11 protein-coding genes are annotated in these 19,878 nt (G+C 54.2%); 10 read left to right on the top strand and 1 reads right to left on the bottom strand.

The genetic code is table 11. The features are described 5' to 3' along the window. Positions 1-204: 204 nt before the first annotated feature. The 5 genes from prmA (at position 205) to ACETK5_RS19180 (ending at position 4,606) form a co-directional block, all read left to right on the top strand. A complete protein-coding gene (prmA, locus tag ACETK5_RS19200) occupies positions 205-1,182 on the top strand; it encodes a 50S ribosomal protein L11 methyltransferase (protein WP_100535900.1) in 978 nt (325 codons plus the stop codon). A 2-nt stretch (positions 1,183-1,184) separates the two neighbouring features. Further along, the gene (locus tag ACETK5_RS19195; protein ID WP_100535901.1) at positions 1,185-1,868 is read left to right on the top strand and encodes a site-2 protease family protein; all 684 of its coding nucleotides are present in this window, start codon (positions 1,185-1,187) and stop codon (positions 1,866-1,868) included. A gap of 82 nt (positions 1,869-1,950) precedes the next feature. Then, on the top strand, positions 1,951-2,721 hold the full coding sequence (locus ACETK5_RS19190) for an RsmE family RNA methyltransferase (RefSeq protein WP_100535902.1): 771 nt from the start codon (positions 1,951-1,953) through the stop codon (positions 2,719-2,721). Positions 2,722-2,723: 2 nt separating this feature from the next. Further along, entirely contained in the window at positions 2,724-4,067 is a 1,344-nt protein-coding gene (gene mtaB / locus ACETK5_RS19185; RefSeq protein ID WP_100535903.1) for a tRNA (N(6)-L-threonylcarbamoyladenosine(37)-C(2))-methylthiotransferase MtaB, read from the top strand. An 86-nt stretch (positions 4,068-4,153) separates the two neighbouring features. Then, the gene (locus tag ACETK5_RS19180; protein ID WP_100535904.1) at positions 4,154-4,606 is read left to right on the top strand and encodes an NUDIX hydrolase; all 453 of its coding nucleotides are present in this window, start codon (positions 4,154-4,156) and stop codon (positions 4,604-4,606) included. Between the two features lie 2 nt (positions 4,607-4,608). Here the strand turns inward: ACETK5_RS19180 and ACETK5_RS19175 are convergent, their stop codons facing one another. Next, complete coding sequence (locus ACETK5_RS19175; protein ID WP_100535905.1) at positions 4,609-5,580, bottom strand: Na/Pi cotransporter family protein; 972 nt, start codon at positions 5,578-5,580, stop codon at positions 4,609-4,611. Between the two features lie 160 nt (positions 5,581-5,740). Between ACETK5_RS19175 and ACETK5_RS19170 the strand changes: the two genes are divergently transcribed. The 5 genes from ACETK5_RS19170 (at position 5,741) to ACETK5_RS19150 (ending at position 19,758) form a co-directional block, all read left to right on the top strand. Next, positions 5,741-7,114 carry a class I SAM-dependent rRNA methyltransferase gene (locus ACETK5_RS19170; RefSeq protein ID WP_100535906.1) on the top strand — a complete coding sequence of 458 codons (1,374 nt, stop codon included), beginning with the start codon at positions 5,741-5,743 and terminating at the stop codon, positions 7,112-7,114. Between the two features lie 309 nt (positions 7,115-7,423). Beyond that, positions 7,424-10,954 (top strand): helicase-exonuclease AddAB subunit AddB, encoded by a 3,531-nt coding sequence (gene addB, locus ACETK5_RS19165; protein WP_100535907.1) that lies wholly within the window; start codon positions 7,424-7,426, stop codon positions 10,952-10,954. A 5-nt stretch (positions 10,955-10,959) separates the two neighbouring features. Continuing rightward, the gene (gene addA / locus ACETK5_RS19160; protein ID WP_100539283.1) at positions 10,960-15,075 is read left to right on the top strand and encodes a helicase-exonuclease AddAB subunit AddA; all 4,116 of its coding nucleotides are present in this window, start codon (positions 10,960-10,962) and stop codon (positions 15,073-15,075) included. A gap of 51 nt (positions 15,076-15,126) precedes the next feature. Continuing rightward, positions 15,127-16,305, top strand: a complete 1,179-nt coding sequence (locus tag ACETK5_RS19155) for an exonuclease SbcCD subunit D (protein ID WP_100535908.1) — start codon at positions 15,127-15,129, stop codon at positions 16,303-16,305. Beyond that, complete coding sequence (locus ACETK5_RS19150; protein WP_326112457.1) at positions 16,306-19,758, top strand: AAA family ATPase; 3,453 nt, start codon at positions 16,306-16,308, stop codon at positions 19,756-19,758. Positions 19,759-19,878: the final 120 nt, after the last annotated feature.

Genomic DNA, 19,878 nt, shown 5'->3' with positions numbered 1-19,878 from the left:
ACATCGGTGGCTTACCATCGTTCGTTCGCAAGAAAATCTTCCGCCGTATGCGGTCTGTCTTCTGAGATTGTACGTCGATAGCGTTTTTCTTATTCGAACGACTTGCGAGAAAAGTCATCATGGTATTTTAGTACAAACTTTGTATCCGGGGTCCTCAATATAGTACAATAATACTTATGTATGAATGAGGAGGAACAGTAGCACATGTTATGGCATGAATTAACGATACATACCACGGAGGAAGCCGTGGAGATGATTACGAATTTCCTGCATGAGGCGGGAGCCGGCGGCGTTTCGATCGAAGAATCCGGTACGACGAACAAGAAGCGGGACACATCCCTTGGACAGTGGTTTGATGAGATCGTTCCGTTTAACGATATTCCTGAAGGGCAAGCCGTTATTAAAGGCTACTTTGATGAGACGGTTACCCTGGAAGCGATCCGTGATGAGATTGCCCCGCGCGTGAATGAACTGAAGGAATTCGGGATTGATACAGGTGAAGTCAAGTATGAGATGAAGACGGTCGATGAGAATGAATGGGCAACGGCCTGGAAGCAGTATTTCAAGCCGATCCGCGTGTCCGAGCGGTTAACGATCAAGCCGACTTGGGAAGAGTACACGCCGGAATCCGATCAAGAATCGATCATTGAGCTGGACCCGGGTATGGCATTCGGCACAGGAACGCATCCGACAACTTCGTTATGCCTGCGCACACTGGAGATGGTGATCAAGGGCGGAGAGGAAGTCATCGATGTAGGGACAGGCTCAGGTATTCTCTCCATCGGCGCAGCGCATCTGGGAGCTTCACGGATACTGGCGCTCGATCTGGACCCGGTTGCCGTATCCAGCGCAATGGAGAACACCCGTCTTAACGGCTTGGAAGATCGGATTACGGTGAAGGAAAGTGATCTGCTATCGGTACTCACCCATTCGTCCAATCAATCGGATCTGGGCGTGACGCTGCCGGTACAAGTTGTAGTAGCTAACATTTTGGCTGAGGTCATCCTGTTGTTTGTAGACGATGTATACCGGGCTCTTCAACCGGGAGGCGCGTATATTGCCTCGGGCATTTACAAGAACAAAGAAGAGATTGTAGAGAAGGCGCTGATTGCCTCCGGTTTCGAAATTGCCGACATCTGCCGCGAGGATGATTGGGTTGCGTTCGTAGCGAGGAAAAACTGATTATGGATTTTTTGGATCAACTGTTATTTTATCCGCTGGAACAACTTCCTTTTTATCTGATTGCTTTAATTATTGCCTTTACTGTGCATGAGTTCTCGCATGCCTATTTTGCGAATAAATTTGGAGACCCAACGGCTAAGCTGCTGGGCAGGGTCACGCTGAATCCGGCGGTGCACTTTGATTTTCTGGGGATTATTCTCTTGCTGATAGCAGGTTTCGGTTGGGCACGGCCGGTTCCGATCAATCGTGAGAATTTCAGCAACCCGCGCCGTATGAGCATCATTGTGGCGGCGGTTGGCCCGCTGAGCAATCTCATGTTAGGTATACTTGGAACGCTGATCTATGCGGGCCTCTATCAGTTCGGTGTGATCGAGCCGATCGGCGTTACCAAAACAGATCAAGCGATCCATTTGTTTTTCAATACCTTTATACTGCTCAATTTCTTTCTGTGCCTCTTTAATCTTATTCCGTTGCCACCGCTTGACGGCTACCGGATTCTTGAGAATGTGCTTCCTCCGCGCGTAAGCGCGAGGATTCAGAAGTTCGAGCAGTGGTCGATACTTATATTCCTATTGATCATATTGCTGCCAACCTTTCAGAGATATACGATTAAGCCATTATATGATGCGGCGCATGCATTATCCATCGACTTTTTGAATCTGTTCATTAAGATGTTCGGGGGGTAAGAGGTGCGGATTTTCTCTGGTCAGTTTGCCCGAAAAGTTGTATGATGGGGTTTGGCGATTTTGGAGTTAGGTGAGGATAAAGATGCAGCGATATTTTGTGACTCCCGCACAATTCGAGGGAGACCGTGTTGAGATTACGGGCGATGACGCCCGTCATATTACCAAGGTCATGCGAGGCAGGCTTGGTGATAAATTGATTGTAAGCGATGGGGTATCCCGCGAAGCCATGGTGGAGATTGAAGGCATCGAAGCGGCCAGTGTCACTGCCGTTGTAATTGAACCCATGGAGATGACGCAGGAACCGCGTCTGCAAGTTAGCATCGCTCAGAGCTTGCCGAAAGGCGACAAGATGGAGACCGTCATCCAAAAGTGCACCGAGATTGGAGCGGTGTCCTTTGTGCCCTTCCTATCGGACAGAACGATTGTTCAGTACGATGCCAAGAAGGAAGGGAAGCGGCTGGAGCGCTGGCGGAAAATTGCGAAGGAGGCGGCTGAACAGGCGCATCGTAACCGGATACCGTCTGTTGAACAGCCTCTGTCGTGGAAAAATCTGCTTGCAGCATTTGCCGGCTATGATGCCGTATATTTTTGTTATGAAAAAGAGCATGGCTCCCAGCTGAGGGACGTGCTGAAGCCTTTTGTAGAGCAGGCGCTGCCGGAGTCGGCCGAGAAGGCCAGCTTGCTGCTGGTCGTTGGACCCGAGGGCGGCTTTACGGAAGAGGAATGCCGAGCGGCCGAAGATGCAGGAGCCGTATCCGTTGGACTTGGAAGGCGGATCCTTCGCTGCGAGACTGCCGGCATGACGGCGCTTGCCTGCGCACTATACGAATCTGGAGAAATGGGGGGCGTTTGAACATGCCATCCGTAGCGTTTTATACGTTGGGTTGCAAAGTCAATTTTTACGATACCGAGGCCATCTGGCAATACTTCAAAAATGAAGGCTACGACCAGGTGGACTTCGAACAAACCGCAGATGTTTATTTGATTAACACCTGCCACGTTACCAATACAGGGGACAAGAAGAGCCGTCAGATGATCAGACGCGCGGTTCGCCGCAATCCCGAGGCCATCGTGGCCGTAACGGGCTGTTACGCTCAAACCTCGCCTGCAGAAATTCTGGACATACCGGGCGTGGATCTTGTCATCGGGAACCAGGATCGCGATAAGATCATGGATTTCATCCATGATATTGAAAAGACGCGCCAGCCGATTAATGCTGTTCGCAACATTATGAAGACCCGGGTATTTGAAGAAATGGACGTTCCGGATTTTGCTGAACGCACTCGTGCATTTCTGAAAATCCAGGACGGCTGCAACAACTTCTGTACGTTCTGCATTATCCCTTGGTCCCGCGGTTTGTCACGCAGCCGTGATCCGAAGAGCATCATCACTCAGGCGCATCAGCTGGTTGGAGCGGGTTATAAGGAAATCGTGCTGACCGGAATCCACACAGGCGGATACGGAGATGATCTTGAAGATTACAGATTGTCCGATTTGTTGTGGGATCTTGACCGGGTAGACGGTTTGGAACGAATCCGCATCAGCTCCATTGAAGCAAGCCAGATCGATGAGAAGATGCTGGATGTGCTGAACCGCTCCAGTAAAATGTGCCGCCACCTTCATATTCCGCTGCAAGCGGGGGATGATACGGTATTGAAACGGATGCGCCGTAAATATACAACCGAAGAGTTCTATAACAAGATGGGCTTGATTCGTCAAGCGATGCCCGATGTGGGCATTACGACGGACGTTATCGTTGGCTTCCCTGGCGAAACCGATGAAATGTTCCGTAACGGCTATGACCTGATGAAGGCGATTCAGTTCTCCGAAATGCATGTATTCCCGTATTCGAAGCGTACCGGTACGCCGGCAGCACGGATGGAGGATCAGGTGGACGAGGAAGTGAAGAATGCACGCGTCCATGATCTGATTGACTTGTCGGAGCAGCTGCAGCTTGCTTATGCTGAACGTTTTGTGGGTCAGATTCTGGAAGTGATACCGGAACGTGAGTACAAGGGTGCCCCTCAGGGCGGAAAGATGCAGGGTTACAGCGATAATTATCTGCAGCTTGTATTCAACGGATCGTCTGATCTCGAAGGCAAACTGTGCCGTGTAAAAGTAACCAAAGCCGGTGTAAATGAATGCGAGGGCGAACTCCTAAGCGTCATGGATCATGGACTAAAGGCAGCTGCTCAGTAATTCCCATAGCGGCCATACCAGACAAGGATTTCATTTCCTGGCTACCGGAAGTGGAATCCTTGTTGTACATGAAGGAGGAATAGGACATGGCATATACACAGATTTCCGCAGGCGGCGTGGTATACCGTCATCATGAAGGGGCGCTTCAGATCCAGCTTATTTTGGACCGTTATGGAAAAACCTCGCTTCCCAAGGGCAAGATGGAAGCCGGTGAAACCGTCGAGCAGACTGCACTTCGAGAAATTTGCGAGGAGACAGGTATAGTCGGATCCATCACCTCTCCAGTGGACATTATTGCATATAAATACCATCATCCCGAATTCGGCCAGGTAGACAAGGAGGTTCACTACTATCTGGTTAAGGCAGAAAAAGGTGACCTGAAGCCCCAAATCGAGGAAATCAACGGGGTGGACTGGTTTGAGCCTCTGGCCGCTTGGAGGAAGCAGCGCAGCAACGGATACAACAACAATGATATCATCCTGCGTAAAGCGTTAACGCTGCTTGAAGTAAGCATTCCTGCGGATGAAGATATGAAATAATTTTAGATCTTTGCCCGCTTGTTCCAGAAGGGCAGATAGCATAGTGGAAGGGCGATGAGCGAGCATACGACATTGAACAGGGTTTGCGCATGGGCGATTTGTCCGGCCGGATCCGCCGCTAACCATCCGGATACGGTGGTTAAACCCGCTATGAACGGAGTAAAGAGCAGGACTCCGCCGATATTCAGCCCCATATGGGACCAGGCCACGAATCGTCCTGCTCGGGTACTGCCAATCGCTGCTATAAGTGCTGTTGCACAGGTGCCGACATTGGAACCCAGAACGATGGCAACGCCGATCTCCGGAGGCAGCGCACCGCTGGCTGCAAGTCCCATAGCCATTGCGATGACAGCGGCGCTGCTGTGCATCAGAGCAGTCAATATCGTTCCGGCTGCAATGCCCCAGAGGACGCTCCGCGAAGCGTGGTCCAGGAACCACTGGAACAAACCGAGGCTTTGAAGGGTCGGGCCGATGGATTGCATGAATTGTATAGCAAGCAGCACCAGCGAGAATCCGGCGACAGCAAGGCATAAAAACTGGCTGCGGATCAAATTGTTTTTTAACTTATCGTAGCTCAGAGGCACGCGCTCGCTGACGAGGACGGCCCCGACCCATAACATCAGCGAGAGGACAAGCAGGGGCATGGCGGCTTGTCCGATCTGCAGGCTGATGAGTTCGGTGGTTACCGTTGTCCCAATGTTGGTGCCGAGGATAACGCCCAGCGTACCGGCGAGGCTTAACAATCCGGCATTGGCGAAACCTATAGCCAGCACGGTAACGGCGGTACTGCTCTGCAGCAGGGCCGTGACCGCTGTGCTGGCGATCATGCCTTTAAGGGGCGTGGATGTCGCTTTATGGAGCCACTTATGCAACAGCGGACCGGCCCAGCGTTGGAGGGCAACCTCCATGACCTTCATGCCGAACAGGAACAGGACAAGACCATAACAGATGGGAAACCAGAGTGAGGATAGCATGATGTTCTCCTTTTTGTGAAATAAAGTGGTGGATTGGATATGAAGCAACCGCTACTGTGAAAGTCTGTCGATAGACTTTTTTCTTAATTACGTATATGACCCTTGGCGGACATGCATGCCTATTGAAATGGCCAGGGGCTAACTTAAGGAGTGAAATACAGTGCCATCGGTAATTTTGGAGCGCAGTCGAAAAAAGAGACTGGAGCAGGGGCATCCCTGGGTTTATAAAAGCGAGATTGCCTCTGTCGAGGGTGAACCCAAGCCAGGTGATATCGTATCGGTGTTAAACCATCAGGGCCGTTTTCTCGCCTCCGGTTATTACAACCCGCAATCTCAAATCACCGTACGCACCGTTTCGTATGAGCCGGTTGAGACGATGGACAAGGCTTTTTTTATCGCCAGGTTCCAGGAATGCCTGAAACACCGGGAACGGTTTATCGGAGATGAGAACGCCTACCGGCTGGTATATGGCGAGGCGGATTTTCTGCCGGGGCTGATTGTGGACCGTTTTGATGATGTACTGGTCTTGCAGCTGCTGACGCTGGGCATGGATCGCTGCCGCGAGGACATCGTGAACGCGCTTGTCGAGGTGGTCCAGCCGAAAGGAATCTATGAACGGAGCGATGTATCCATCCGGGAACTGGAAGGGCTGGAGCAGCGCACAGGCATTCTCTACGGGGAGTGTCCGCGCCACGTAACGGTGACGGAGAACGGCTTGAAGATCAAGGTGGATATCGAGGAAGGGCAGAAGACGGGCTATTTCTTTGATCAGCGGGAGAATCGGGCATCCATTAAGCCGTTAATGAATGGTTGGGGAAGCCGCAGCGGGATCACGCTCCAGACTGTGGAACGGGACGGTGAGATGAAGACCTTACCGGTGAACAAAAGCGGAAAAGAAGTCACTTTTCCCTATTGGGACGGAGCCACGGTGCTGGAATGCTTTTCGCATACGGGCAGTTTTACGCTGCATGGATGCCTTTATGGGGCCAAGAAAGTAACCTGTCTTGACATATCGGAGCATGCCATTGAAAGCGCCAAAGAGAATGTGGAATTGAACGGATTCCAGGATCGCGTGGAGTTTGTAGTGGACGACGCCTTCCAATATTTGCGCAACCAGGTAAAAGGCTTGGAAGAACGCGAACAACGTGCGCAAGGGGACCAGAAAGTGGATACCTCCAAACCGCTGACCGCGGGAGGTGGACGTTCTTGGGACGTGGTCATTCTGGACCCGCCGGCGTTTGCCAAGACCAGGTCTGCCGTCAAAGGGGCTTGCCGCGGGTACAAGGATATCAACCTTCATGGCATGAAACTGGTGAATGAGGGCGGTTATTTGGTTACTGCAAGCTGCTCGTACCATATGCGGCCGGATTTGTTTCTGGAGACGATTCAGGATGCGGCGAAAGATGCCGGCAAAATTTTAAGACTTGTGGAATGGCGTGCGGCTGGCAAGGATCATCCGCAAATTCTTGGGGTCGACGAGGGCCATTATTTGAAATTTGCCGTGTTCGAAGTGCGCAGCAAATCAAAGCTTTAAATTGCCGCAGCTACGCGGTTAATGCGAAGGGTCTTGCCATGGTGGGTGAACCACGATGGCGGGGTCCTTTTTTGGTTGCCCGCAATATTTTGGAATGGGAATGAAATCCAAACGTATGTTCCATTAAACGTTACTTATGCTATACTAGTAATCAGCATCTTTTTTGATAGAGAACGAACCAAGACGTGGATTTCACATGAATTTTGATAGATTTGACCAATAGATTCAAGGGCATGATTTCACCGGGCACGCAGCTGGTTTTGAAGGTGAAGGAGTCCCTTTCGAAAGACGATGTAAAGGGGGCAAAGCATGAGCATTCAATTTGTTATCGGCAGGTCGGGCAGCGGCAAAAGCACGTCGATCCGCCAAGAGATGATCGAGCGATTGGAGCAAGATCCCAAGGGGAATCCAATGATACTGATCGTTCCCGAGCAAGGGTCTTATGAAGCGGAGCATGCACTCGTTAATGCAGGAGGCATTCACGGGATGATGCGCGCGCAAGTGCTAAGTTTCCGTCGACTGGCTTACCGTGTCATGCAGGAAACCGGCGGGGCCGCGAAAGTGGCGATCAGCGAAGAAGGCAAGCGCATGCTGCTGTATAAAATTTTGCGGAGGCGCAAAGAAGAGCTCCAATTGTTCGGGGCTTCGGGGGAGCAGCATGGTTTTGTCGGCAAGCTGAGCGAGCTGTATACGGAAATGAAGCGCTATTGCATTGACGCTTCCTGCGTGGAGGAGCAGCTGGAACAGATGGTGTCAGGTTCCGGGAATTCACCGATGCTTCGGCGCAAGCTGGAGGACATTGTAACAGTCTTTCGCGATTTTGAGCTTGAGATTTCACGGTTTTACATGGATGAGGAAGATACGCTGGCCTCTTTGGCAGAGGGAGTGACCCAATCCGACTATATCAAGCGCGCGGACATTTGGATTGATGGTTTCCACGGCTTTACGCCGCAGGAGTACCGGGTGCTCCAGGAGATTATGACCCATGCCAACCGCGTAACGATCGCGTTGACACTGGACAAGCCTTATACGAACGGGAATGCTCCGCATGAGCTGGATCTCTTTCATCCTACCGCGGTGACGTACATAAAGCTTAAAGGCATTGCCGATGAGATCGGGGTGGATACGGCGCATCGTATCCTGCAGCCCGATGTTCTTCCACGGTTTCAAGAATCCCCTCTGCTTGCCCACCTCGAACGCGGTTATGATCGGAAGAAACGTTGGACTGAAGCTGCCCGGGACGGAGTTACAGAGAGCAATCCGGACGGTAGAAGCGCAGGTCTTCTTCTTCATGCTGCCAGTCACCGACGGGCTGAAATTGAAGGGGCTTTACGTGAAATGGTGCGTCTCGCCCGGGAAGAAGGAGCAAGATACCGGGAAATGGCCGTGTTTGTCCGGAATATGGGGGAATATGAACATCTGATAGGTCCTTTGTTCAGGGAACACGGCGTTCCTTATTTCCTGGATCAGAAGCGAAGCGAACTGCATCATCCGCTGGTCGAATTTATTCGCTCTGCGCTCGATATCATCGGACGTCGCTGGCGTTATGAGGATGTATTCCGCTGCGTGAAGACAGATCTGCTGCTGCCGCTGGACGGTTCGCTTACCCGTGAGGACATGGACCGTCTGGAGAACCATGTGCTGGCTTCCGGAATCCAGGGCACGCGCTGGACGGATGGCCGTCCGTGGAAGGGAATTCCAAGCCTCTCATTAGAAGACGGGGAGAGCGAGGCGCGAAATCCCGATGGCATGCAGGTGATTGAGTATGCCAGAAAGGTGATTACGGAGCCGCTGCATGCGTTTGAGAAACGGATGAAAAAGGCTGCAAGTGCAATGGATCAGAGCACCGCAGTTTATCGGCTTCTGGAGGAAACCGCTGTTCCTGAAAAGCTGGAGCTGTTAAGCCGGGCAGCTCTGGATGCCGGGCGTCCTGAGGAAGCCAGGGAGCACCGCCAGGTATGGGGGGCTGTGCTTGACCTGCTCGACCAGATTGTGGAGATGATGGGTGCGGAGAAGTTAAGCACCGAATTGTTCACGGGCGTGCTGGGTACGGGACTTACGGAAATGAAAATGGCTCTGGTGCCTCCGTCTCTGGATCAAGTGCTGATCGGCAGCATGGACCGGACACGGACGGGCGGCGTGAAATATGCTTTTCTGCTCGGCATTAACGACGGTGTTCTCCCAGCCCAGTTTCAGGACGATGGTATCCTGACAGAACCGGAGCGTGTTCAGCTCGAAGACCGCGGTTTGGAGCTTGCTCCAAGCATATCCCGAAGACTGCTGGATGAACGTTTCCTGATCTATAATGCTCTGACTTCGGCCAGTAAGCAGCTATGGGTCAGTTATCCTGCGGCGGACGATGAAGGCAAGACGCTATTGCCATCCGAGGTCATCCGCCATTTGAAGCTGATGTTTCAGATGGAAGAGGTGCCATTGTTTCCAAGACCGCATGCCGGGCAATCGGCCAGCGAGCAGGAGCATTACGCGGCCCGTCCGGACAAGACGCTTGCTTATTTAACGGGTCGGCTTCGCGACTGGAGGAATGGAGAGGAGATCCCGGACATTTGGTGGCATGTGTACAATTGGTATGCGGAGCAGCCGGATGTAAGACCGCGTCTTTCTTCGATGCTCTCATCCTTGTCCTACCGGAATGAAGCCCGGCCGCTTAAGCAGGAAACCAGCAGGCAGTTGTACGGAACGAAGCTGCGGACAAGCGTATCCCGGATGGAGCGCTTTGTTGCGTGCCCGTTTTCCCATTTTGCCTCCCATGGGTTGAAGCTGAAAGAACGGCAGCTGTACCGTCTTCAGGCTCCTGACATCGGGCAGCTATTTCATGCGGCCTTAAGCAGCATGGCCGTGAAGTTTCAATCGCAGCATCGAAGCTGGGGAGACTTGACCGCGGAGGAATGCCTGCGCGAGGCCGAAGCAACGGTCGATCGGCTTGCTCCGATGCTGCAGGGTGAAATCCTGCTTAGCTCCAAGCGATATGGATATATTTCGCGCAAGCTGAAAAATATCGTGGGCAGAGCGTCCGTGATTTTGGGTGAACAAGCAAGGCGCGGCAAATTCGAGCCGATCGGCCTCGAGCTTGATTTCGGTCCCGGAAAGCCGCTGCCGCCGCTGACGTTTGAATTGCCGAACGGGGTCAAGATGGAGATTGTCGGGCGTATTGACCGCGTCGACATGGCACGCGGAGAGCATGGGATCATGCTGCGCGTCATTGATTATAAATCGAGCCAGAAGGATTTGCGGCTGCATGAGGTCTATTACGGCTTATCCTTGCAGATGCTGACCTATTTGGACGTGCTGCTGACGTTTGCCGAGGACTGGCTCGGCGAACAGGCGTTGCCTGCGGGAACATTGTATTTCCATGTTCATGATCCGGTCTTGCAATCGGCAAACGGCATGACGCCGGAGCAGGCGGCAGAGGAGCTCCTCAAACGTTACAAAATGAAGGGCTTGCTGCTGGCAGACCGCGAAGCGGTTTCCCTTATGGATTCGTTCCTTGAAAAAGGGCACTCGGCCATTCTGCCTGTCGCCGTCAAAACGGACGGCAGCTTCTACAGCAGCGCAGCCGTTGCAACGCCTGACCAGTGGGAGACCTTGTTATCCGCCGTGCGAGAGAACATGCTGAATATCGGCTCCCGAATTACGGGGGGCGATGTCGCGATTGTGCCATACCGGATTCAGCAGGAGACGGCCTGCACGTACTGTTCCTTCCGGCCGGTATGCCAGTTCGACGACGCGATTGAGGGCAGCGAGTATCAGCTGCTGGGTAAACCGGGTAAAGATCAGGTTTGGGATCTGCTCGGGCATCCGAAGGGAGGAGATGGCCGGTGAGAGAGATGATAGCAAAACCCGAGGGCAGCATGTGGAGTGACGACCAGTGGAAAGCCATCGCAATGTCGGGCGATGACATGCTGGTTGCAGCTGCAGCAGGTTCAGGGAAGACCGCCGTGCTGGTTGAACGGATCATTCGCAAAATCCTCGACGATTCCGCAGGGTTCAGCGTAGACCGGCTTCTTGTGGCTACGTTTACCAAGGCCGCTGCTGCCGAAATGCGGGGGCGGATAAGAGAAGCGCTGGACCGTGAGCTGGACCGGGATCCGGACAATGAGCATATCCGGCGTCAGCTCGCTTTGCTTGGCAGGGCGTCCATTACGACGCTGCACTCCTTTTGCATGGAAGTCATTCGTCGATATTATCAGTTAATACCGCTGGATCCGGGATTCCGCATTCTGAATGAACATGAGGCGGATTTAATGCGGCAGGATATGCTGGAGGAACTGTTCGAAGAGAAATACGGCGAGGCCGAAGGTGATCCGGAGAGTCATTTTGTACGATTGGCGGACTGGTTCAGCGGCGAGCGAACGGATGACGCGCTGTACCGTCTTGTGCAGCGCCTCTACGATTTCTCCCGCAGCCATTCGTGGCCGGCACACTGGCTTAGGGAAACGGCTGCCGGCTTCCAGGTACAAGGTACGGAGGCTCTCGGACAAACGCCATGGGTTCAAAGCATTTTGGCCGATGCTCGGTTGGCCTTGAATGGAGCAGCCGGCTTGCTGCAGCAAGCCAGGGCGATCGCCATGCAGCCGGGAGGGCCTGCGCCGTATGTGGATAATCTGGATGACGACTTACGGCTGGTCGCCTCCCTGCTTGAGGCCATCGATATTTCGCCGTGGGAATCGTTGTACGGCATTTTCCGCGAGGCGTCTTTTGGCAAGCTCAAATCCGTTCGGAAGGATGAGGTGCTGCCGGAGCTTCAGGAACAGGTTAAGGAACTGCGCGACAACGTGAAGAAAATCGTCAACGAGCTGAAAAGTGCATTATTTGGCCGTCCGGCATCGGAATTTTTGCAGGAACTTCACACGGCAGCGCCGCTGATGATGGAGCTGGCCGAGACGGTTATCGCTTTTGGCGAGCGATATCGGGAAGCCAAGGCGGCCAAAGGTATGGTCGACTTTAATGACCTTGAGCATTATTGCCTCCATATTCTTCGCCACCCCGATTCCGTGCCGGGCCGTATGATGCCTTCCGATGCGGCCATGGAATACCGCGAGCAGTTTGATGAAGTGCTGTTGGACGAATATCAGGATACGAACAGCGTACAGGAAGACATCGTACGATTGATCTCCCGGGAAATGCCGGGCAACCGGTTTATGGTCGGAGACGTGAAGCAGAGTATTTATCGGTTCCGCTTGGCGGAGCCGGGATTGTTTCTCGATAAATATAAGACGTTTTCTTCTGACGCAAGCACTGCCCAAGCCGGTATCCGGATTGATCTGGCCCGTAATTTCCGCAGCCGAATGGAAGTAGTGGATGCCGTCAATTTGCTGTTCCGGCAGATCATGAATGAATCCGTAGCCGAGATTGCCTATGACGAACGGGCAGAGCTTGTATGCGGCGCTTCCTTTCCGGAGCAGGAGGTTCAGGGTGGCACGAACCCTTACACCCCTGAATTACTCCTCATCGACCGTCTTGGAAAAGGGACGGAGGCGCAGCCCGAAGAATCGGTTTCCGAAGACGATGGGGTTCAGCTTGAGGTTGAGGCGCTTGAAATGGAAACCGCCCAGCTGGAGGCACGCGCCATTGCCCGTAGAATCCGTGAGATGACAGGCGAAAGCGGGAAGCCGCTTATGGTGTACGATAAGGGACTCAAATCGATGCGGCCCGCGGGATATGGAGACATGGTCATTTTGCTGCGCTCAGCCATGGTATGGGCACCGTTAATTATGGAGGAGCTGCGGCAGGAAGGCATTCCGGCGTTCGGCGAGCAGAACAAGGGATACTTTCAGGCGACGGAAGTGGAGATCATTTTATCGCTGCTGCAGGTGATTGATAATCCCCGCCAGGATATTCCCCTGGCTTCCGTATTGCGTTCGCCCATACTTGGATTATCCGAAGAAGAGATGGCGCAGGTGCGTCTGTGTGCCAAAGGGACTTACTACGATGCGCTTAAGGCAGCAGTCGCGTTAAGTGTCGCCCCGCCGGTCATGGATTCTGCACGCTCTGCGGGCTTCGTGGATGGCAAATGGACACCGGGCGTAGAACTGGAAGGCTTGGCCGAAGCAGCAGCAGGTCATGAGCTCGTGGCAGGCAGCCTTCTTTCGGATGCTCCGTTATTAGCGGAAAGTCAGAATATCGAAATATCTCCGGAGCTGGGCTCAAAACTTGGATTGTTTATGGATCAGCTTCAGCGCTGGCGGCAGGAAGCGCGCCAAGGAAGTTTGAGCGATCTGATCTGGCGAATTTACAGCGAAACCGGTTATTTGGATTGGGTTGGCGGTCTGCCCGGCGGCAAGCAGCGTCAGGGTAATCTGACCGCCTTGTATGACCGGGCTGTGCAGTATGAACAGGATACCGCCTCCAGAGGTCTCTTCCGATTCCTGACCTTTATCTCCCGGCTCCGGGAGCGAGGCGGGGATCTCGGCACGGCCGGCGGTACGGAAAGTCAGGGCAACGCAGTGCGCCTGATGACCATTCACAAGAGCAAGGGGCTGGAATTCCCGGTTGTTTTTGTAGCGGGATTGTCCAAAAATTTCAACCAGCAGGATTTGAACTCCCCATTCCTGATGCATAAGGAGCTTGGCTTTGGACCGAAGTTTGTGGATGAAGGCATGCGCGTCAGCTACCCGACGCTGCCGAATCTGGCGATCCGGCGCAGGTCGCAGCTGGAGCTGTTGGCTGAGGAGATGCGCGTCCTCTATGTTGCCCTTACGCGGCCCAAAGAGAAAATGATCCTGGTCGGCACGGTGAAGGATTTGCCGAAGAAGGCGGCTGCGTGGGCACAAGCCGATTTTAACCCGGAGCTTCTTCTGCCGGATTACGTCCTTGCCCGTGGCCGGAGTTACTTGGATTGGATCGGCCCGGCCGTGATACGCCATCCATCCGCAGGTGTGCTCCGCGAAAAGGCGGGATTACCCGGAGAGACGAGCTCACGCGTGTTGAGGGAAGATCGATCGCAATGGATAATTTCGATTGAGACACCGGAATCCTTGGCGCAGGGCATGACCGGCATTGAGGATGACGTGCAGGCGGATAGCGATGATCGGTTGAATAAGCTGAATGCCCTGCGCAAGCTCGAGCCGGTTGTTCCCGTGGCTGCTATAGCCGAAGAGGAAGATAAAAGCACAGATGGTCAACGTTCAAGCATCTATGAGCGCTTGTCTTGGAAATATCGTTATGAAAAGGTCAGCCAAATATCCGCCAAAACGTCCGTAACGGAGATGAAGAAGCTGCTTGCCTTGCAGGACAGCCCCTCCCTGGATCTGCTGGAGGAGCAGGCCGTAAAACGCCAGAGCAAGGAAAATATCGGGGCAGGCTCATCCTTCACACTAAGCTTGCGGCGGCCGAAATTTATGGAGTCAACAAAGCTGACACCCTCGGAACGGGGAACCGTGTATCATACGATCATGCAGCATGTGCCTCTTGAACGATTGGAGGGAGCCGCGGAACCGACGCCGGAGATTGAAGACACGATCCGCTACCTTGTGGAAAAAGAAATCTTAACCGGTGAGCAGGCAGCCGCGGTGGAAGCCACGGAGATCAGCGGCCTGTTCGCTTGCGAGGTAGGGAAGCAGTTGCTGACGGCAGAGGATGTCTGGCGCGAGATGCCGTTTTCATATGCACTCCCAGCAGCTGAAGCATACCAAGGGCTCGCTTTCATGGACCAAATCTCGGACCAAGCGGCCGAAGCAGCACCGGATGTGCAGCTCCTTCAGGACGAAACCGTGCTGATCCAAGGGGTTGTGGACTGCCTGTTCAGGCAGGGTGGTAGACTTGTGCTGCTGGATTATAAAACGGACCGGGTCCTGGAGCATCGCGGCGGCGTTTCGGCCTTGGCAGAGCAGTATCGTTTTCAGCTGGATCTATATGCGAAGGCCTTGGAGGATATTTTAGACGAGCCCGTGCATGAAAAATGGCTGTACTTTTTTGATGGGGGACATGCCGTTCAATTATAGTCATTTCTATTGGTTTGATTGGGAAGTTTGAAGCGGGAGAGGAGAATAGCGATGCGTATATTGCATACCGGAGACTGGCATCTGGGGCGCACACTCGAAGGCCGGAGCAGGCTTGCAGAGCAGGAGCGCTTTTTGGATGAGCTGGTTAAGCTGGCAGATGAAGAGCAGGCGGATCTGATCCTCATGGCGGGGGACGTTTATGATTCCGTCAATCCGCCTGCGGCTGCAGAGCAGTTGTTCTACGATGCGGCCGCCAGACTTACGGAGGGGGGGCGCCCTATGGTGGTCATTGCGGGCAACCATGATCAGCCGGAACGGGTTGCATCGGTCACGCCGCTTGTTGCAACCAGGGGCATAACCCTGATTGGTACCCCTGTTGCCGATGCAATCACTGTTTCAGCGGCACGTACCGGAGAAACGGCCAAGATTGCAGCACTCCCTTATCCTTCGGAGGCCAGGCTCAACGAGCTGCTTTCGATCGATGGAGACGAGGATCAGCTCCGGCGTGCCTATAGCGAGAGAGTCGGAAAACTGATGAGGATGATGGCAAGGGATTTTTCTCCGCAGACGGTCAATCTGGCCATGAGCCATATCTATGTGCTTGGCGGCGTCGAGAGCGATTCCGAGCGACCGATTCAGGTGGGTGGAGCGTACACGGTTGATCCGTTGGCACTCTCTGTAGGCGCATCCTATACGGCGCTTGGTCACCTGCATCGTTCTCAGGCAGTAAAAGGAGAGGGAATGATCCGTTACAGCGGTTCACCTCTCGCCTACAGCTTCTCGGAAGCGGGACAGGCCAAATCGGTGACTCTGGTTGACGTATCGCCAGGAGGAGCCCCCGTGATCGAGGAGCTGTTTCTTAGCAGCGGCCGCCCGCTTGTTCGCTGGAAGGCCAAGGGCGGCTTGGAAGAAGTGTATCGTTGGCTTGATGAGGGGCGTGATCCCGAAGCCTTCATAGATCTGGAGGTATCCCTAACGGATGCCATGGGGCTTGCCGACATTCAGCGACTCCGAAAGAGCAGGGACGGCATTGTTCACATCCGTCCGGTATACCCGGAGATGGAGGCGCTGGAGCTGGAGAGCGAGCGCTCCCGACTGCCGCTGCCGGATCTGTTCCGAAAGTTCTACCAGCGGCAAACCGGCGGGGCGGAGCCCGAGGATCATCTGGTCGATTTGTTTCTGGAGCTTGTAGAGGAAGAGGAGTCTGACGGGATGGAGGTGAAGTCGTAGATGAAACCAATCTTGTTGAAGTTATCCGGACTGCAGAGTTACCGAGATACGCAGGAGATTGATTTTGAGACGTTGTGCGAAACCGGACTCTTCGGTATTTTCGGACCGACGGGAAGCGGGAAATCCACGCTGCTGGATGCTATTACCTTAGCCATGTACGGAAAGGTGGAGCGTGCGGTTAACGGAACCCAGGGCATCATGAACCATTCAGAGGACAGTTTGTCCGTTTCCTTTACGTTTGAGTTGTCTTCCGCTGCCGGGCTGGAGCGATACCGGGTAGAGCGCCGATTCAAACGGGTCAACGAGCTCTCTATAAGCAATACAATAAGCCGTTTTATCCACGTTACTCCCGATGGGGATCAAGTGATGGCGGATAAACTGGCCGAGGTCACCCGCTGCGTAGAAGAGAAAATCGGACTGAAAATGGATGATTTTACCCGCGCGGTTGTCCTTCCTCAAGGAAAGTTCGCCGAATTCCTCTCTCTGAAGGGGAGTGAGCGTCGGCAGATGCTTCAGCGGCTGTTTCATTTGGAACGGTACGGAGACCAGCTCGCAATCAAGCTCAGCCGGCGTGTTAAGGATACAGAGGGTTCGCTGAAATCCGTCGAAGCTGAACAGCAGGGGTTGGGCAGTGCAGGGAAAGAAGCTTTGGCGGAAGCCACTATGGTGCTGGAAGATGCCAAGAATCACGCGGCGTCATCCCGGAATCTTCTCCGGGCCGCCATGGAAGCCCATGAAGCTATGGGGAAAATCCGTGAGCTGGATATGGAAAAACGGCGGCTGCAGGGGAAGCTGGATGAACTCGCCCTTCATGAGGAAGAGATGAAGGAGCTGGAACGACGGCTTGAGCTGACAGGGGCGGCAGCCGCTGTTCTCCCTGCGCTTGAAGCATGGCGCGAATCCGGCAAGGCCTGGGATCATCGGCGGCAGATTGCCGAAGGACTCACCGCACAAGCTGCATCCGCTCAGCAGGCGGCGGAGCAGGCTGTAAAGGCGGATGAAGCAGCCCAGGCAGCCCTTCGGGCCGAGGAGCCGAAGCTGGTGCTTCGGGAGCAGCAGCTGGAGCAAGCTGTTTTATTGCAGCGGGAACGTGATGGATTACGGGACGAACTGATTAGACTCGACGCACAGCGAGTGAATGCCCGTAAAGAGCTTGATGGGGTAACTGCCCAACTGCAGAAGGAGCAGGAGCTGCTCGAACGAGGGCGAAAGCGGCAGGAGGAGCTGCAGGACAAGCTGAAAGGGCTTGAGACTCGCTCTGGTGATCGCCAGGTGCTTCATATGGCGATGCAGAAGGTTCAAGCGCTTGAGTCAGCCGGCAGACAGAAGCAAAAGGCTGAGCTCGAGTTAAAGTCGCAGGAGAGCAGGCTGAAGGAGCAAGAGGCTAGACGTGTTGCCCTGCAGAAGCAGGAGCAAGAATTGCAACGGCACTACATACAGCTCTCCGTGCAAGCTGACAGCTTGCAGCGTGATGCAGCCGAAGCCTCGTCGTTTGCCGATCGGATGGCAGCCGCGGCAGCTCATGTAAAACAGGCGATGAGCCAATCGCTTCGCGACAAACAGCTTCGTGCGCTGTCCCTTTCACTGGCCGCCGAGCTTCAGGAAGGAGCGCCTTGTCCGGTTTGCGGAAGTGAACATCATCCTCTCCCTGCCGCCTCATCAGGGCAGCCTGAAGATGATCTTGATGAGAGCATGGATCGGCTGACGCAGATCACTCATCAGATCCAGGAGGTCAGATTAACCCTGCGGGGGCAGCTTAACGAAGCGGAAGCGCTGGCAAGCCAAGCGCGTTCGCAAATTGAGCCGTACGCAGATGACGACCTGCTTGCCGTCAAACCCGACGGGCAGGAACAGGAACGCGGATGGATGGAAGCGGCAGTGTCAGCTATACCTGCCGATGATAAAGCGTACGATGTCGAAAGGCTTGCCTCCGATACGGCCCGGCTCATGAAAGCAGCCGAAACTCAGGCTGCTGCCATCGGGCAATGCCGTACGGAAGCGTCCAAGGTACAGCAGAGCCTCTTTACATGCCAGCAGGAGCTAATGAAACAGAACGCTGCGCTTGAGAATGGTCAAATGATATGGAACCAGCTGCGCGATCAGCTTGCAGGATTGGAAGCAGAAGCTGAGGGCATTCTGAATTCCTGGCAGGAAGGCAAGCCGGATTTCTCTCTGGAGGAGGCAGTCGGCCGTTTTCAGCTCATGCAGGAGAAGGATGCGGAATCCGAGTCGATTAAGGAAGGGCTTGAGCGCAGCGTACCATTTATTGAGGAGAAGAAGCAGGCCGTCCTTCGCTTGGAGCAGCAGCTTCGTGAGCTGGAGAAGCAGCTGATTCAATGGGACGCGCAGCGTGAAGGAAAGACGGAGGGGCTGAAGGATAAAGAAGAGCGGCTTCAGGCATGGATTGGTGACCGGTCGGCTGAGGAATTGCTGAGCGAATGCCGGACCAGGATGTCGATGCTGAAGGAATCCGCTGAACAAGCCAGAAGCGAGTGCAGGAAGGCGGAAGAGAAGGCTCAGCATGCAGCCAAGGAAGCGGCTCTTGCAGAACAGGCTGAGAGAGCTGCGCAGGAGCAGCATCAAGCCGCCAAGCTTGCTTGGGAGAACCAACTGGCAGCCTCACCGTTCGCTACGGAGCGTGCCGTCATGGAAGCCTGTTTAACCGCGGAAGAAATTGAACGTTGTGTCCAGTTAGTGAAAGCACACCGGGAAGGACAGCGGGAATGGACGCTGAGACTTCGCGACGTCGAACAGAAGCTTGGCGCCAGCCCTTTTCATGAAGAGGAGTGGGAACGGTGCTCAGCCGAGCTTCAGGCGGCCCGTACAGCCGATGAGGAGGCTCTTCAGGCGAGGGCCCGAGCCGAGCGGGACTTGGAAGACCTGAATAAACGTCACATCCGGTTTATGGAATTGGAAGAGCAGCGTCTTAGCCTTCAACGGGAGAGCGAGCGCTTGTCCAAACTGCAGTCCTGCTTGCGCGGAAACGCGTTTGTTGAATACATTGCGGAGGAACAGCTGATGCAGGTAAGTCAGTCGGCTTCCCAGCGTCTTCGCTACTTGACCAAGCAGCGCTACTCGCTTGAGGTGGATTCCGGTGGAGGATTCGTCATTCGGGACGATGCCAACGGCGGCGTCCGGCGACCGGTATCCACACTATCCGGCGGCGAGACATTCCTGACCTCATTAGCCTTGGCTTTGGCACTCTCGGCACAGATTCAGCTGCGCGGGCAATATCCGCTGCAGTTCTTTTTCCTCGACGAAGGCTTCGGTACGCTGGATCCGGAGCTGCTGGAGACGGTTATTACCGCGCTTGAGCGCCTCCATACGGATAAGCTGACCGTCGGCATCATCAGTCATGTGCCCGAGCTTCGGGCACGTCTGCCGCGCAAGCTGGTCGTACGGCCGGCAGAGCAAGCGGGTGCGGGCTCGAAGCTTGCAATCGAATCGATGTAGCAGCGAACCATGGATGATGTGATCTAAATCACGGAAACAGCAACATGGCCCTGTTATAGTACAGATAAGCCGACATATATAAGAAGCACCGGGCAGGCGCTTGATCATGAGAGATTCCTA

Origin of the sequence: Paenibacillus ilasis, assembly GCF_043195395.1 — a bacterium.
GTDB classification, from domain to species: Bacteria; Bacillota; Bacilli; order Paenibacillales; family Paenibacillaceae; genus Paenibacillus_AQ; species Paenibacillus_AQ lautus.
The sequence above is the reverse complement of the archived record's forward strand: the minus strand, read 5'-3'. Positions and strand labels throughout refer to the sequence as shown.

What these genes read in the sequence shown, in the direction of transcription:
- mtaB (WP_100535903.1), top strand. Translation starts at nt 2,724, where the DNA reads ATGCCATCCGTAGCGTTTTATACGTTGGGTTGCAAAGTCAATTTTTAC.
- ACETK5_RS19190 (WP_100535902.1), top strand. Translation starts at nt 1,951, where the DNA reads ATGCAGCGATATTTTGTGACTCCCGCACAATTCGAGGGAGACCGTGTT.
- prmA (WP_100535900.1), top strand. Translation starts at nt 205, where the DNA reads ATGTTATGGCATGAATTAACGATACATACCACGGAGGAAGCCGTGGAG.
- addB (WP_100535907.1), top strand. Translation starts at nt 7,424, where the DNA reads ATGAGCATTCAATTTGTTATCGGCAGGTCGGGCAGCGGCAAAAGCACG.
- ACETK5_RS19155 (WP_100535908.1), top strand. Translation starts at nt 15,127, where the DNA reads ATGCGTATATTGCATACCGGAGACTGGCATCTGGGGCGCACACTCGAA.
- ACETK5_RS19175 (WP_100535905.1), bottom strand. Translation starts at nt 5,580, where the DNA reads ATGCTATCCTCACTCTGGTTTCCCATCTGTTATGGTCTTGTCCTGTTC.
- addA (WP_100539283.1), top strand. Translation starts at nt 10,960, where the DNA reads ATGATAGCAAAACCCGAGGGCAGCATGTGGAGTGACGACCAGTGGAAA.
- ACETK5_RS19180 (WP_100535904.1), top strand. Translation starts at nt 4,154, where the DNA reads ATGGCATATACACAGATTTCCGCAGGCGGCGTGGTATACCGTCATCAT.
- ACETK5_RS19150 (WP_326112457.1), top strand. Translation starts at nt 16,306, where the DNA reads ATGAAACCAATCTTGTTGAAGTTATCCGGACTGCAGAGTTACCGAGAT.
- ACETK5_RS19195 (WP_100535901.1), top strand. Translation starts at nt 1,185, where the DNA reads ATGGATTTTTTGGATCAACTGTTATTTTATCCGCTGGAACAACTTCCT.